This is a genomic window from Achromobacter deleyi (assembly GCF_016127315.1).
Taxonomy (GTDB): domain Bacteria; phylum Pseudomonadota; class Gammaproteobacteria; order Burkholderiales; family Burkholderiaceae_B; genus Achromobacter; species Achromobacter insuavis_A.
The window spans coordinates 45,368-60,479 of the sequence record NZ_CP065997.1; the positions used below are offsets into that span (position 1 = coordinate 45,368).

11 protein-coding genes are annotated in these 15,112 nt (G+C 65.0%); all 11 read right to left on the reverse strand.

Annotated features, from left to right (window positions below; translation table 11 throughout):
- Nucleotides 1-47 precede the first annotated feature (47 nt).
- The 11 genes from I6I07_RS00185 to nuoG all read right to left on the reverse strand — a co-directional run bounded on the left by I6I07_RS00185 (nt 48) and on the right by nuoG (nt 15,098).
- Nucleotides 48-1,769, reverse strand: a complete 1,722-nt coding sequence (locus tag I6I07_RS00185) for a ShlB/FhaC/HecB family hemolysin secretion/activation protein (RefSeq protein WP_232625840.1) — start codon at nt 1,767-1,769, stop codon at nt 48-50.
- Nucleotides 1,770-2,365: 596 nt separating this feature from the next.
- Nucleotides 2,366-4,615, reverse strand: coding sequence for a TonB-dependent receptor (locus tag I6I07_RS00190; protein ID WP_198485241.1), 2,250 nt, complete (start codon nt 4,613-4,615; stop codon nt 2,366-2,368).
- 198 nt (nt 4,616-4,813) lie between these two features.
- Entirely contained in the window at nt 4,814-5,143 is a 330-nt protein-coding gene (locus I6I07_RS00195) for a DUF2818 family protein (RefSeq protein WP_006393413.1), read from the reverse strand.
- A 12-nt stretch (nt 5,144-5,155) separates the two neighbouring features.
- Nucleotides 5,156-6,640 (reverse strand): NADH-quinone oxidoreductase subunit NuoN, encoded by a 1,485-nt coding sequence (nuoN, locus tag I6I07_RS00200; RefSeq protein WP_054429647.1) that lies wholly within the window; start codon nt 6,638-6,640, stop codon nt 5,156-5,158.
- Nucleotides 6,641-6,649: 9 nt separating this feature from the next.
- A complete protein-coding gene (locus I6I07_RS00205) occupies nt 6,650-8,152 on the reverse strand; it encodes an NADH-quinone oxidoreductase subunit M (protein WP_198485243.1) in 1,503 nt (500 codons plus the stop codon).
- A complete protein-coding gene (gene nuoL, locus I6I07_RS00210; protein ID WP_116520214.1) occupies nt 8,149-10,191 on the reverse strand; it encodes an NADH-quinone oxidoreductase subunit L in 2,043 nt (680 codons plus the stop codon). The genes I6I07_RS00205 and nuoL overlap by 4 nt, the downstream gene beginning before the upstream one ends.
- Nucleotides 10,192-10,208: 17 nt before the next feature.
- Nucleotides 10,209-10,517: an NADH-quinone oxidoreductase subunit NuoK gene (nuoK, locus tag I6I07_RS00215; RefSeq protein ID WP_006217969.1), complete on the reverse strand. Its 309-nt coding sequence runs from the start codon at nt 10,515-10,517 to the stop codon at nt 10,209-10,211.
- The gene (locus I6I07_RS00220; RefSeq protein ID WP_198485245.1) at nt 10,514-11,170 is read right to left on the reverse strand and encodes an NADH-quinone oxidoreductase subunit J; all 657 of its coding nucleotides are present in this window, start codon (nt 11,168-11,170) and stop codon (nt 10,514-10,516) included. The genes nuoK and I6I07_RS00220 overlap by 4 nt, the downstream gene beginning before the upstream one ends.
- A 17-nt stretch (nt 11,171-11,187) precedes the next feature.
- On the reverse strand, nt 11,188-11,676 hold the full coding sequence (gene nuoI, locus I6I07_RS00225) for an NADH-quinone oxidoreductase subunit NuoI (RefSeq protein ID WP_006389216.1): 489 nt from the start codon (nt 11,674-11,676) through the stop codon (nt 11,188-11,190).
- Between the two features lie 21 nt (nt 11,677-11,697).
- Nucleotides 11,698-12,771 (reverse strand): NADH-quinone oxidoreductase subunit NuoH, encoded by a 1,074-nt coding sequence (nuoH, locus tag I6I07_RS00230; protein ID WP_198485247.1) that lies wholly within the window; start codon nt 12,769-12,771, stop codon nt 11,698-11,700.
- Nucleotides 12,771-15,098: an NADH-quinone oxidoreductase subunit NuoG gene (gene nuoG / locus I6I07_RS00235; protein ID WP_198485249.1), complete on the reverse strand. Its 2,328-nt coding sequence runs from the start codon at nt 15,096-15,098 to the stop codon at nt 12,771-12,773. Before nuoG ends, nuoH begins: the two co-directional genes overlap by 1 nt.
- Nucleotides 15,099-15,112 lie beyond the last annotated feature (14 nt).

The following is a 15,112-nucleotide window of genomic DNA, read 5'->3' on the forward strand; positions in this document are numbered from 1 at the left end:
GTCGTGCTCAGGTATCCGCATGGACGAAATGGGTCAGTGCCGGGGAGTCAGAAGGTCTTCACCGCCGACAGCCAGAAGCGGTCATGGTCGTTGTGCACGGCGTTCGGTTCCGCCACGCCCGTGCGATGCGCCCAGGTCATGGTCAGCGCGTAGTCGCCCGGCGACGACAGCGTCAGGTACATCCCCGCCCCCGCCAGGTTCAGGTGGTTGTCGCCGGCCAGACGGCTGCCCTGGCTGGACGTGTTGTTGCGGTACTGCTCGCCCCAGCCCTGGTCATAGAAAGCCGCCACCGTGACCTGCGGCGCATTGCCCGCCCAGGCCGGCGCGGTGATGCCCTGGCGCAGGCGCAGTTCTGCCGTGGCCACGGCCCCCTGGTCCACGGTGCCGTCACCGATGTCGTACGCGCGCACGGCGGACGGGCCGCCCATCAGGAATTTCTGCGATGCATCCAGGTTGTGGTTCGCCACCTGGCCATTCAGGCCGACGTAGAGGGAGAACGGCCCCCACATCTGTTGATCGTGGCTCACCTGGAAATTGAAGCGGGAGAACTGGCCGCCGGAGTTGGCCGCGGCCCCGAGTTCGCGCGACATGTCGCTGCGCAGGCTCACATTGCCCAGGGTGCCGGTGACGCCGAACGCTGTCAGGCCGCCGGGCAGGTCCAGCACGGAGCCGGTCACGGACAGCGCGCCCAGGCTGACCTGCTTGCGGCCGAGAGTGACGCCGGAAGGCGTCAACCCGGCGAACAGATCGGGGTACTCGTCCTTCAGGAATTGCTGCCCGGCATCCAGCCGCACATCGACGCGCGCGCGGGCCGTGCGTATCCAGGGCTGCGTCACGTACAGGCCGACGCTGTCCGAATGCCCCTTGAACGCCAGGCCGCTCAGGTTGTAGCGGTAGTTCAGATGGCTGTAGTTCAGGCCAAGCCGCGTGCCGCGACCGCCGCCGGGCAGCAGGCTGTAGTCGATGGCGCCATTGAACAGATTGCTTTTTTCATACGCGTCCAGCACATCCACGCGCAACTGGTCGCCCAGGCCGAGCAGGTTGTTGGCGTAGCCGCCCATCATCACCCGGCCGCGGCCGGTGGTGCGGTCACCTTGATTGTCCAGACCGACGTAGCCCCCATACCGCTTGCCCGGAGTCACGGTGATTTCCGGCGTGGTGGTGCCGGGCTTGGTGCCGGAGGCCATGGAAACCTGCGCAGTCACCCCCGGGATTTCGTTGAGCAGCAGCGCTTCGCGGTCGAGCGTCGCGCGCGTCACCAGTTCGCCTTCCGGGGTGGTGGCGCGGATCAGTTGCTCCACGATGGAGGAACGCAGCGAAGAGGTGTTCTTCACTTGCGCGCGATCGTAATGGCCGGGAATCACCTGAATGGTCAGCTCGCCGTCCTTGACGGTCTGCGCGGGCAACACCGCGCGCGCCAGCAACAGGCCGTGCTGCCGATAGAGGTCCGTCACTTTCTGCGTCATGGCCGACAGGCCCGCGAAAGTCTGCGGGTGGTCGAGATCGGCCGCCACGACGCGCTGCAGCGCGGCTTCGTCAACGCCCTTGAGGACCGGCAAGCCGGTGAAGACCACTCGCTTGACGATCACCGTGGCACTCGAGTTCGGCGCGACACGACCACGGGCCTGTTCCGGCGGCAGCACCAGCGCCGGCGCAGCCGGCGCTGGCGGCTGCGTTGTTTCCTGCTGACGGATCTGGTTGCCGAGCGCGCCCGCGCCGGGCGGCATGCTTTGCGCCGCGGCGCCCGCGCTGGCGAGCAAGAGCATCATCGGCGCCAGCGTGAACATCGCGCGACATGGACGTGTCTTGTGTTTTTTGAGGCGAGCGAAGCCCACCCGCGCATGCAGATTGTGCATAGAAAATACCACCGGGTTAACTATTTAAAAAAAGGACGGCTACCGCATCCGGGTAACTGAACACAAAGAACAAAGCGCTTTGAACGGCAGCACGATCATTGCCGCGACCGGTGCCTTGCGCGGGCTGAGCGTCTTATTTCCTTTGCGGCGATGAACGCTGCGGGATGGCGTCAACGTTTCATTGCGTGATTGCGCAGGGGTTGATGATAAGTACGGGCACCACGGCCCAGACGCCCCACAAACGGACTAGCTTATGTGTGCACCACAAATCTCCGGTTTCCAAAATCGACCGCTTCCACACGGGATTGCGTTACCTGGAAGCAGCATTAATTCTGAAGCGGAATACCGACAAAGTTCGGCGCGAACCCGGCATACAGGACCAACTAACACGCAGGGAATTGGCTTTGAGGGAATTACGCGACAACACCCGTTTTAGGTCCGCTGCGCCTGCGCGCAGGATCGCGCGATGCCGCCGCGGGTAGCGGCGGTCATCGCCAGAGACGACGGGATCAGTAGCGCACTTTCACCGACAGCAGCGCCGCCCTGCCCGTGCCGAGCGCGGCGTGGTTCTTCGGTCGGGCGCGGGTGTAGTAGGTCGTGTCGAAGACGTTCAGCACGTTCAGCTGCAGCGACAGGTTCGAGCTGAACTTGTACTTGGCCATCGCATCGAAGCGCCAATACGACGGCACCCAGCGCGCCTTCGGCGCGCCGCTGGCATCGACGCCTGCATCCGCGTTGCCGAAGACCTTGTCGACATAGTAGGCGCCGCCGCCCAGCGTCAACTCGGGCAGCACCTTGTAGGTGGACCACAGGCTAAATGCGTTGCGCGGCGTGTTCGGCAGGTCCTGGCCCTCGGCCCCGATGTCCTTGCGGCCGCCGCGGATCAGCTTGCTGTCCAGGAAGGTATAGCCGCCATAGACGTTCCAGGCGGGCGTGACGGCGCCCGAGAAGCCCAGCTCGAATCCGCGCACGCGGGTCTGGCCCGCCTGCTCGTATTCGTTCGGCAGCACCTCGATATTGGTGTTCTTGCGCGTGTCCTGGAACACCGCGCCCGTCAGCGTCAGGCGTTCATCGAGGACCTGCCACTTGACGCCCGCCTCGACCGTGCGGCTCTTCTCCGGCCCGGCCGCTTCGTCCTGGCTCTTTCTCAGGATGTCGGACGCCGTGGCGCCCGATACCGCCGACGGCGTGGACGAGGTGCCAAAGGAAGCGTAGATCGTGCCTTGAGGCACCGGCTTGTAGGCCAGGCCCAGTTGATAGTTCAGCAGATTGTCGGTGCGGCTGTAGCTTTTCTGTTTCTTGTCGTGGCCTCTGGTGCGGTAGTCGTCCCAGCGCAGGCCGACGCTGGCCTGCCATTGCTCGCTGAACTTGAGGGTGTCAAAGCCGTACAGCGCCAGAGTGTCGGTGGCGTAGGGCGCCGACCAATCGGGGGCGGTGCGGCAGGGGTAAGCCACGTTCGGATCGGGATCGAACAGCGAGGTCTGCTCCAGACCGGCCGGGCATTTGGTGATGCCATCCGAAGCCAGCACCTGGGTGTTGGTGTAGGACATGGTTTGCCGGGCGCTGCTGTATTCGAAACCCAGGTCGAACCCGTGCCTGACCTCGCCTGTCAGAAATTCGCCGCTCAGGTCGGTCTGGTTGGCGAATGTCTTGGTGGTGTAGTACCTGCCGTAGCCCGGCCGTCTCACGACCCCCGCGAGCAGGTCCGCGCGCTCGAGCTGGGGCTGAGTGGCGATGTAATCGGCAATTTCGTGGCCATACCGCACCACGCTGCGCAGCTTGAGCTTGTCGGAGAAATCATGCTGGAAATCAACGGTGCCCACGTTATCACTCGTGTCCATGTGATCGCGCCCAGCCAGACCGTAGAAGTTCTTGCGGCTGATGCCGAGAGTCTCCGTGACCGGCAGACCCACTGTCGGGTCGTAGGGGATGGAGTAGTCCGGCATGCTGTCGTTCTGGTAGTGGTAGTAGCTCAGCGTGATGCGGGTCGGCGTGCCCATGCCCAGCGTCAGCGACGGCGCCACGCCCCAACGCGAGAAGTCCACCGCCTTGTCGCGCCCCGGCACGTCGCCCTTGGTGCCCATGACATTCAGGCGGAAGGCCGACTTCTCGCCCAGCCGCCAGTTGCTGTCCAGGGTGCCGCGATAGTTGCTGTCGGTGCCGATCTGGCCCGTGGCCTCGATGGCATCCTTGGCCTTGGGCGCCTTGCTGACCAGGTTGATGCTGCCACCCGCGCCGCCACGGCCGGCATAGACCGAATCGGGGCCCTTGATGATCTCGACCTGCTCCAGGTTGAAGGTGTCGCGCGCCTGCATGCTGACGTCGCGCACGCCGTCCAGGAACAGGCTGCTGGCGGCGTTCTGGCCGCGGATGACGGGCAGGTCGCCGCCCGCGCGGCCGCCCTCGCCCGCCGCAAAGGTGATGCCCGGCGAGTTCTGCAACACATCCTGCAGCGAGGTCGCCGACTGGTCGGAGATGACCTGCTTGGGCACCACCTGCACCGAGCGCGGCGTGTCCAGCAGCGGCGCGGTCATCTTGGACGATTGAACGCTGTCCGGTTGATAGGGCGAGGCCTCGCCTTCCACCTGCACCGGCGCCAACTCGGGCACGCGGCTGGCGCCCGACTGCGCCATCGCATAGGGGCTGACGAACAATGCGGGCACCGCCACCGCGGCGGCCAGCGACCCGGCCAATGAATTCAGCGCGTACGAATCTTCTCGTTTCACGATCAAGCTCTCCAGAATGTGAATGACAACCATTCCTGTTTATGGAAGGTTGCGATTCTGGACGCGAAACCTGATCGCCTTCAGCCAGGCGGGGGAAATCGGACGCGGTAACGCGCGGATGCCGCGGTTTGATGACAATTCGCCACGAAAACGGCAATCGACGACAACGCGGGCGCCAAAGCAAAACGCCCCTTGCGGGGCGTTTCACGGGTACTGCGGGGCGTGGCCGGATCAGGTCCGCAGCCGCGGGTGCCGCTTGAACAGATAGCGGTACACGAAGCCGGGATAGGCCAGCACCAGGTACAGGCTCAGCGTGATGGCGTAGAACTCCCAGGTCTGCGCGAAGCGGTTGCCCAGCACGGACTCGAACGTGAAGCCCAGGGCGCCCACGATCAGGTAGAACACCAGCACTTCGACCAGGCGCATCCAGAACGGCTTGACGGCGTCCGCGCCGCCCCGCTTCCACGGCAGCACCGCGAACACGCGCTCCGTCAGGAAGGGCAGGTTTGCGCTGACCAGGGCCAGCGCGATCAGGAGCCATACCGCCAGGGTCTGGTTCATGGCCCGTTCCGCTTACAGGCTGAGCGAGCTGCGGATGGCCTGCACGCACAGGGCCATCAGGCCGCCCGGCAGCAGGCCCAGCACCAGGATCAGCAGGCCGTTGACCGACAGCACGCCGCGTTGGCCGCAAGTGGCCGACATCGGGGCGGCATCGGCCGCCGGCTCGTCGAAGTACACGACCTTGACGACGCGCAGGTAGTAGAACGCGCCGATCAGCGAGAACAGCACGGCGATCACGGCCAGCGTGACGTGGCCGGCGCTGACCAGCGCCTGCAGCACGGCCAGCTTGGCGTAGAAGCCCACCAGCGGCGGAATGCCGGCCAGCGAGAACATCAGCAGCAGCACGATGGCGGCGTGCCACGGGCTGCGGCGGTTCAGGCCCTTCAGGTCGTCGATGTGCTCGCACTCGAAACCCTGGCGCGACAGCAGCAGCACGATGCCGAAGCTGGCCAGCGTGGTCAGCACGTAGGTCAGCATGTAGAACAGCGACGCGCCGTAGGCGGACGAGGCCAGTTCCGGCTTGCCGACCACCGAGCCCGACATCAGGCCCAGCAGCACGAAGCCCATGTGCGAGATGGTCGAGTAGGCCAGCATGCGCTTGAAGTTGGTCTGCGCGATGGCGGTCAGGTTGCCGATGGCCAGCGACAGCACCGCCAGGATCATCAGCATCGGCTGCCAGTCGGCCGCCAGGCCGTGCAGGCCGTCGACCAGCAGGCGCAGCGTGATGGCGAAGGCCGCCAGCTTGGGCGCGCCGCCCAGGATCAGCGTGACCGCGGTCGGCGAACCCTGGTAGACGTCCGGCACCCACATGTGGAACGGCACGGCGCCGAGCTTGAACGCCAGGCCCGAGACCAGGAACACGATACCGAACACCAGGGCCAGCTTCTCGGCCTTGCCGGCGGCGATGACCTTGGAGACTTCAGCCAGGTCGAGGTGACCGGTGGCGCCGTAGACCATCGACATGCCGTACAGCAGGAAGCCCGAGGCCAGCGCGCCCAGCACGAAGTACTTCATGGCGGCTTCGGTGGCGACGACGTTGTCGCGGCGCAGCGCGATCAGCGCGTACAGCGCCAGCGACATCAGCTCCAGGCCCAGGTAGATCGAGATCAGGTTGCCCGACGAGATCATCACCATCTGCCCCAGCAGGGCGAACAGCGTCAGCACGTACAGTTCGCCGCCGCGCATCATGTCGCGCAGCTGGGCGTAGACGCGGCCATAGACCAGCGTCACCGCCACCGCGATATACGAGGCGATCTTGAGCAGGTGCGACAGCTCGTCGGTGACGTACAGGCCGTTGAAGGTCGAACCCGTGACGCCGTTCTTCCACTGCAGCACCGACACCACGGTCAGCACGCCCAGCGCAAGCATGGTCAGCAGGAACGTCGGCTTGCGCTCGGGGTGATTGCTGACCGCGTCGACGAGCAGGATAGCCAGGCCGAAAACCAGCAGGAGGATTTCCGGTGTCGCCAGGGCGAAATCGATTTGGGATTGCATCATTGTCTTGTCTTACAGTTTCGAGACGGCAACGTGTTGCAGCAGGGCCTCGACCGACACGTGCATCACGTCGGTGAAGGGCTTGGGATAGATCCCCATGTACAACACGGCGATCGCCATCACGCCAAGAATCACGAATTCGCGGCGGTTGATATCGGTCAGTTCACGGACGTGGTCGTTGGCGATGTCGCCCAGGACCACGCGCTTGACCATCCACAGCGAATACGAAGCGCCCAGGATCAGCGCGGTGGCCGCCAGCAGGCCGATCCAGAAGTTGTGCTCGACCGCGCCCATGATCACCATGAACTCGCCGACGAAACCGCTGGTGGCCGGCAGGCCGCTGTTGGCCATCGAGAACAGGATGAAGAACGTGGCGAAGCGCGGCATCACGTTGACCACGCCGCCGTAGTCGGCGATGCGGCGCGAGTGCATGCGGTCATAGAGCACGCCGATACACATGAACATGGCGCCCGAGACGAAGCCGTGGGAGATCATCTGCACGATGGCGCCTTCGACGCCGGCCGTGTTGAAGATGAAGAAACCCAGGGTGACGAAGCCCATGTGGGCGACCGACGAATAGGCCACCAGCTTCTTCATGTCGTCCTGCACGATCGCGACCAGGCCGATGTAGATCACGGCGATCAGCGACAGCGTGATCATCATGCCGGCCAGGCTGTGCGAGGCATCGGGCGCGATCGGCAGCGAGAAGCGCAGGAAACCATAGGCGCCCAGCTTCAGCATGATCGCGGCCAGCACGATGGAGCCGCCCGTGGGCGCCTCGACGTGGGCGTCCGGCAGCCAGGTGTGCACCGGCCACATCGGCACCTTGACGGCGAAGGCCGCCAGCAGCGCCACGAAGATCAGGATCTGCGGGGTGTAGCCCAGCTTGGTCTGCTGCCAGGTCAGGATGTCGAACGAACCACCCGAGGCGTGCCACAGGTAGACGAACGCGACCAGCGTCAGCAGCGAGCCCATCAGGGTGTAGAGGAAGAACTTGAAGGCCGCGTACACCCGGTTCGGTCCGCCCCAGACGCCGATGATGATGTACATCGGGATCAGCGTGGCTTCGAAGAACACGTAGAACAGCATGCCGTCCAGCGCGCAGAACACGCCGACCATCAGACCCGACAGGATCAGGAAGGCGGCCATGTACTGGGACACGCGGCTGGTGATGACTTCCCAGCCGGCCAGCACCACGATGATGGTGATGAACGCGGTCAGGAGCACGAACCACAGCGAAATGCCGTCGATGCCCAGGTGGTAGTTGACGTTGAAGGCTTCGATCCAGGAGGTCTTCTCGACGAACTGCATGGCAGCCGTCTTGGAGTCGAACCCGGTGTACAGCGGGATCGTGACGAGGAAGCCGGCGATCGAGCCGACCAGCGACAGGCCGCGCGTCAGACCGGGACGGTCGTCACGGCCCACCGCCAGCACCAGCAGGCCGAATACGATCGGGACAAAGATCGCAAGCGTGAGCCAGGGGAAAGTGTTGGATGCCATCTCGCTTGCCATCATTGGGGAATCAGCACAAAGAAAGTCACCAGCGCCATGATGCCGATGATCATCGCGAACGCGTAGTGATAGATGAAGCCGGACTGCAGGTGGCGGCTGATCGCCGACACCCAGCCCACCACGCGGGCGCTGCCGTTGATCAGGAAGCCGTCGATGATGCCGCGGTCGCCGGTCTGCCACAGGCCACGGCCCAGGCAGCGCAGGCCGCGGGCGATGATCTGCTCGTTGACCCAGTCGACGTAGTACTTGTTCTCAAGCACCTTGTTGACGCCCGACAGGCTCGACTTGATCGCGGCCGGGACCTTCGGGTTGATCAGGTAGCAGTACCAGGCGATGACCGCGCCGGCCACGACCAGCCAGAACGGCAGGGTCTGGAAGGCGTGCAGGCCGAAGGCGACCCAGCCGTGCCACTCTTCGTGCAGCTCGTGCATGGCGGGATGCTGCGGCAGCACCGTGATCACGCCGTTGAAGAACTTGCCGAACAGCATCGGATCCACCGCCCAGGCGCCGATCAGCACCGACGGGATCGCCAGCAGGATCAGCGGCAGGGTCACGACCCAGGGCGACTCGTGCGGCTTGCCGCCGTGGTGGCCATGGCCATGGTCGTCGTGACCGTGGTCGTCATGGCCATGCGCGTCGTGGCCGTGGCCATGACCGTGGTCGCTGGTGTCGAAGCGTTCCTTGCCGTGGAAGACCAGGAAGTACACGCGGAACGAGTACAGCGAGGTCACGAACACGCCGATCAGCGTGGCGTAGTAGGCGAAGCTGGCGCCCCAGACGTGGGCGGCGCCGGCGGCCTCGATGATGTGTTCCTTCGAGTAGAAGCCCGAGAAGAACGGCGTGCCGACCAGGGCCAGCGTACCCAGCAGGAAGGTGATCCAGGTGATGGGCATGTACTTGCGCAGGCCGCCCATGTTGCGGATGTCCTGGTCGTGGTGCATGCCGATGATGACCGAGCCCGCGCCCAGGAACAGCAGCGCCTTGAAGAACGCGTGCGTCATCAGGTGGAAGATCGCCACCGAGTAGGCCGAGGCGCCCAGCGCGACGGTCATGTAGCCCAGCTGCGACAGCGTCGAATACGCCACCACGCGCTTGATGTCGTTCTGGATGATGCCCAGGATGCCCAGGAACAGCGCGCCGATGGCGCCGATCACGATGATGAACGACAGCGCGGTGTCCGACAGTTCGAACAGCGGCGAGAAGCGCGCGACCATGAAGATGCCGGCCGTCACCATGGTGGCGGCGTGGATCAGCGCGGAGATCGGGGTCGGGCCTTCCATCGAGTCGGGCAGCCAGGCGTGCAGGGGGACCTGCGCCGACTTGCCCATGGCGCCGATGAACAGGCAGATGCAGGCCACGGTCAGCAGCATCCAGTCCGAACCGGGCAGCGTCAGCTTGGCCAGCTTGTCGGCCTGGGCGAACACTTCACCGTAGTGCATGGTGCCGGCGTAGGCGAACAAGAGGCCGATGCCCAGCACGAAGCCGAAGTCGCCGACGCGGTTGATCAGGAACGCCTTCATGTTGGCGAAGATCGCGGTCGGGCGGGTGTACCAGAAACCGATCAGCAGGTACGACACCAGGCCCACCGCTTCCCAGCCGAAGAACAACTGCACCATGTTGTTCGACATCACCAGCATCAGCATGGAGAACGTGAACAGCGAGATGTACGAGAAGAAGCGCTGGTAGCCGGGATCGTCGGCCATGTAGCCGATGGTGTAGATGTGCACCATCAGCGACACCGAGGTCACCACGACCATCATCATGGCCGACAGCGGATCGATCAGGAAGCCGATTTCCAGCTTGGTCTGGCCGATCAGGCTCCAGGTGTAGACCGCGCCGTCGAAGCGCAGGCCATTGAGCACGTCGCCCAGCACCACCACCGAACCGATGGCGGAGATGAGCACGCCCAGGATGGTGATGACGTGCGAGGCGCGGCGGCCGATGGGACGGCCCAGGAAGCCGGTGCCGAAAAGGCCCGCGAGAATTGCTCCGGCCAGCGGCGCCAGCGCGATGAGCAGGTAGAGATTGGGTGAGCTAGACATTTTCTTCCAATACCCCGTCAGCCCTTCAGGCGATCGAGTTCGTCAACGTTGATCGTGTTCAGGTTGCGGAACAGCAGCACCAGGATGGCCAGGCCGATCGCCGCTTCGGCGGCGGCCACGGTCAGGATGAAGAACACGAACACCTGGCCGGCGGTGTCGCCGAACCAGCTGGAGAACGCCACGAAGTTCATGTTGACGGCCAGGAGCACCAGCTCGATGGACATCAGCAGAATGATCAGGTTGCGGCGATTCAGGAAGATGCCAAAGATCCCGATGGCGAACAGGATCGCCCCCAGAATCAGGTAATGGGCCAGCGTCAGCGTCATTGTTTTTCTCCTTGGGGCGCGGCGGCAGCCGACGCATCGGCGCCGTTCCGGGCCTGGGCGCGCTCGCTCTGGGCGGGCATGCTCACCATGCGGAAGCGGTCCTTCGAGCGCACGCGGACGGCGGCGACCGGGTCGTTGTACTTGACGTCGCGGCGACGGCGCAGGGTCAGCGCGATGGCGGCAACCATGCCGACCAGCAGCAGCGCGGCGCCGACCTCGATGGCGTAGATGTAGTGCGTGTACATCACTTCACCGAGTGCGCGGGCGTTGTTGTAGTCGCCGGCGACCGGGGCTTGCGGGCCCGAGCCGTACCAGGTCGAACCCAGCACGAATGCCATTTCCAGCACCATCACCAGGCCGATCACCAGGCCCAGCGGCAGGTAGGTCTTCATGCCTTGGCGCAGCGCATCCATGCGGATGTCCAGCATCATGACGACGAACAGGAAGAGCACCATCACGGCGCCCACGTACACCAGCACCAGCAGCAGCGCGAGGAACTCGGCGCCCAGCAGCATCCACAGCATGGCCGCGTTGACGAACGCCAGGATCAGGTGCAGGACGGCGGTGACCGGGCTGCGCGCGGTGATCACGCGGAACGCCGCGATCACCAGCACGGCGGCCAGTATGTAAAACAGGACAGTGGTAAAAGTCATGGATCAGGACCCTGGGCTCAACGGTAGGGAGCGTCTTCGGCCCGGCGGCGGGCGATTTCGGCTTCGTAGCGGTCGCCCACGGCGAGCAGCATGTCTTTGGTGAAATACAGGTCGCCGCGCTTTTCACCGTGGTATTCGTGGATGTGCGTTTCCACGATCGAGTCCACGGGGCAGCTTTCCTCACAGAAGCCGCAGAAAATGCACTTGGTCAGGTCGATGTCGTAGCGCGTGGTGCGGCGGGTGCCGTCGTCACGCTGGTCCGACTCGATGGTGATGGCCAGTGCGGGGCACACGGCTTCACACAGTTTGCACGCGATGCAGCGCTCTTCCCCGTTGGGGTAGCGGCGCAGCGCGTGCAGGCCGCGGAAACGCGCCGAGGTCGGCGTCTTTTCCTGCGGGTAGCGCAAGGTGACCTTGCGCTTGAAGAAATACTTGCCCGTCAGGCGCATGCCCTTGAGCAGTTCGGCCAGCATCAAGCTGCCGAAGAAATCTTTGATCGCTTCCATATCCTGCCTCTGCCTGGCGGCTTAGCGCCAAATGTTCCAGGGCGTCTGCATCCAGATCGCCACAACGACCAGCCAAACACCGGTCAGCGGGATGAAGATCTTCCAACCCAAACGCATGATCTGGTCGTAGCGGTAACGCGGGAACGACGCACGGAACCACACGAACAACGAAACCACGAAGAACGTCTTGAGACCGAGCCAGATCCAGCCCGGGATCCAGGTCAGCGGCGCGATGTCGATCGGCGATGCCCAGCCACCCAGGAACATGATCGACGCCATGCACGACAGCAGGATCATGTTGGCGTATTCGCCCAGGAAGAACAGCGCGAAGGCCATGCCGGAGTATTCGACCATGTGGCCGGCCACGATTTCCGATTCGCCTTCCACCACGTCGAACGGGTGGCGGTTGGTTTCGGCCACGGCCGAGATCACGTAGATCACGAACAGCGGCAAGAGCGGCAGCCAGTTCCAGGACAGGAACGTCAGGCCCTTGTCGGCGAACCAGCCGCGATTCTGCACATGCACGATCTCGGACATGTTCAGGCTGCCGGACACCAGCAGCACCGTCACCAGCACGAAGCCGATGGCCAGTTCATACGACAGCATCTGGGCCGAGGCGCGCAGCGCGCCCAGGAACGCGTACTTCGAGTTCGAGGCCCAGCCGGCGACGATCACGCCGTACACGCCGACCGACGTGATGGCCATGATGTACAGCAGGCCGGCGTTGACGTTGGCCAGGACCACGTCCGGGCCGAACGGCACCACCGCCCAGGCGGCCAGGGCCGGCATCAGCGTGACCACGGGGGCCACGATGAACAGCACCTTGTTGGCCTGGCTGGGAACCACGACTTCCTTGGTCAGCAGCTTGAACACGTCGGCGAACGGCTGCAACAGCCCCTTGAAACCGACGCGGTTCGGGCCCATGCGCACGTGCATGGCGCCGATCATCTTGCGCTCCCAGTACGTCAGGTAGGCGACGCACAGGATGATGGGCACGGCGATGACCACGATCTTGATGAGGGTCCACAGGACCATCCAGACCGTCGGGCCCAGCAATGCCGTGCCGTGGCTTTCAAGAACATTGAGCCATTCCATCAGGCACGCTCCACGCTGAGTTGACCAAATGCGCCACCCAGGGCTGCGGTATTTTCAAAGGCTGCGGCGATGCGCACGGCGCGATCGGCCACGGCGTCGTCCTGCACGGTTTCAAGCTCGACAGCGCCCTGCCCGCCCGTCACGCGCACCTTGACGCCGGCGGTCAGGCCGAGGCTGGTCAGCGTGTTGCCGTTCATGCGCGCGGCGGGCTGCTTCGAAGCCGGCGCGGCCTGCAGCGGCTCCGAGCGGCGCACCATGGCGTCGGTACGGTAGATCGGCACGTCGGCGACGCGTTCCAGGCCGGTCAGGGCCTGGCCCAGGCCCAGCGGCGCCTTGATGTCGTTGGACAGGCGGCCTTCGATGCCACCGGCCAGCGCGGTGTCGCGCACGGACTCGGAGGTTTCGTCATCGAAGCCGGCCAGGTGCAGGACGTTGCCCAGCACGCGCAGGACCTTCCAGGCCGGACGGGTCTGGCCGAACGGCGCGACCGTGCCCTTGAAGCTCTGGGCCAGGCCCTGGGCGTTGACGAACGTGCCCGAGGTTTCGGTGAACGGCGCGACCGGCAGCATGACGTCGGCCCATTCGGCCGCGGCCGAACGGTAAGGCGTCAGGGCCACGGCGAATTGCGCGCCGCGCAGCGCGGCGATCGCCTGCTGGCCGTTGTCGGCATCCAGCAGCGGCTCGGCGTGCAGCACCACGTAGGCCTTGAGCGGCTCGGCCAGCATGGCGGCGGCGTTCTTGCCGCCCTTGCCCGGGGTGGCGCCGGCCAGGTAACCGCCGACGGTGTTGCCGCCGGAGGTCAGGAAGCCGAACTTGCCACCGGCCAGGTCGGCCACGGCGCGACCGTTGGCGGCCAGGGTCGAGGCCTGGGCACTGGCCACGGCCAGGTTGCCCATCAGCACGGCGGTGTTGGAACCCGACGCCAGGCTGGCGGCGATGATCTTGGCGTTCTCGCCCGGGGTAACCGAGGCGAATTCGGCCGGCACCGCGGCGTCCTTGGCTTGCGCCAGGGCCACGGCCACTTCGGCCAGGGCGCGCGGCAGCTCGGACGGGGCCACGGTCAGGCGGCCGGCGACCGGCATCAGGGGATCATCGGCGGCGCTGTCGACCATCAGGATCTGCGTGCCGCGCTTGGCGGCCTGGCGCAGGCGCTGGGCCATCAGCGGGTGATCCTTGCGCAGGAACGAGCCGACCACCAGGACGCGGTCCAGGTTGTCGAGTTCGGCGATGGGCATGCCCAGCCACGGCGCGCCGGTCAGCGCGGCGTCGAACGCCGGGTCGGTCTGGCGCAGGCGGAAGTCGATGTTCTCGGAACCCAGCGAACGGACCAGGCGGCCCAGCAGCGCGTATTCCTCGGTGGTGGCGTATTCGGACGCCAGGGCGCCGATCTGGCCGGCGCCGAAGCTGTCACGCACGCGCGACAGGCCTTGGGCCACGGCGGCCAGGGCGTCGGCCCAGGAGGCTTCCTGCCACTTGCCGTCGGCGCCCTTGATCATCGGGGCGGACAGGCGGTCTTCGCTGTTCAGGCCTTCGTACGAGAAGCGGTCGCGGTCGCTGATCCAGCATTCGTTGACGGCTTCGTCTTCGAACGGAACCACGCGCATGACGCGGTCGCCCTTGACCTGGACGACCAGGTTGGCGCCCAGGCTGTCGTGCGGGCTGACCGAACGGCGACGGGCCAGTTCCCAGGTGCGGGCGCTGTAGCGGAAGGGCTTGGAGGTCAGCGCGCCCACCGGACAGATGTCGATCATGTTGCCCGAGAGCTCGGACTCGATCGAGCGGCCCACGAACGACGTGATTTCGGAGTGCTCGCCACGGCCCAGCATGCCCAGTTCCATGACGCCGGCGATTTCCTGGCCGAAGCGCACGCAGCGGGTGCAGTGGATGCAGCGGCTCATTTCCTCGGCGGAAACCAGCGGGCCCAGGTCCTTGTGGAACACCACGCGCTTTTCTTCCTGGTAACGCGAGGAAGAACCGCCGTAGCCCACGGCCAGGTCCTGCAGCTGGCATTCGCCGCCCTGATCGCAGATCGGGCAGTCGAGCGGGTGATTGATGAGCAAGAATTCCATCACCGACTTCTGAGCGGCGCGAGCCTTCTCGGAGCAGGTGTGCACGACCATGCCGTTCGTCACGGGGGTGGCGCAGGCGGGCAGCGCCTTGGGCGCCTTTTCCACTTCGACCAGGCACATGCGGCAGTTGGCCGCGATGGACAGTTTCTTGTGGTAGCAGAAATGCGGCACGTAAAGCCCGACTTTCTGGGCCGCATGCATCACCATGCTGCCCTCGGGCACTTCTACCGTATTGCCGTCGACGGTTAGTTCAACCATTGCTGTTCCTGAGA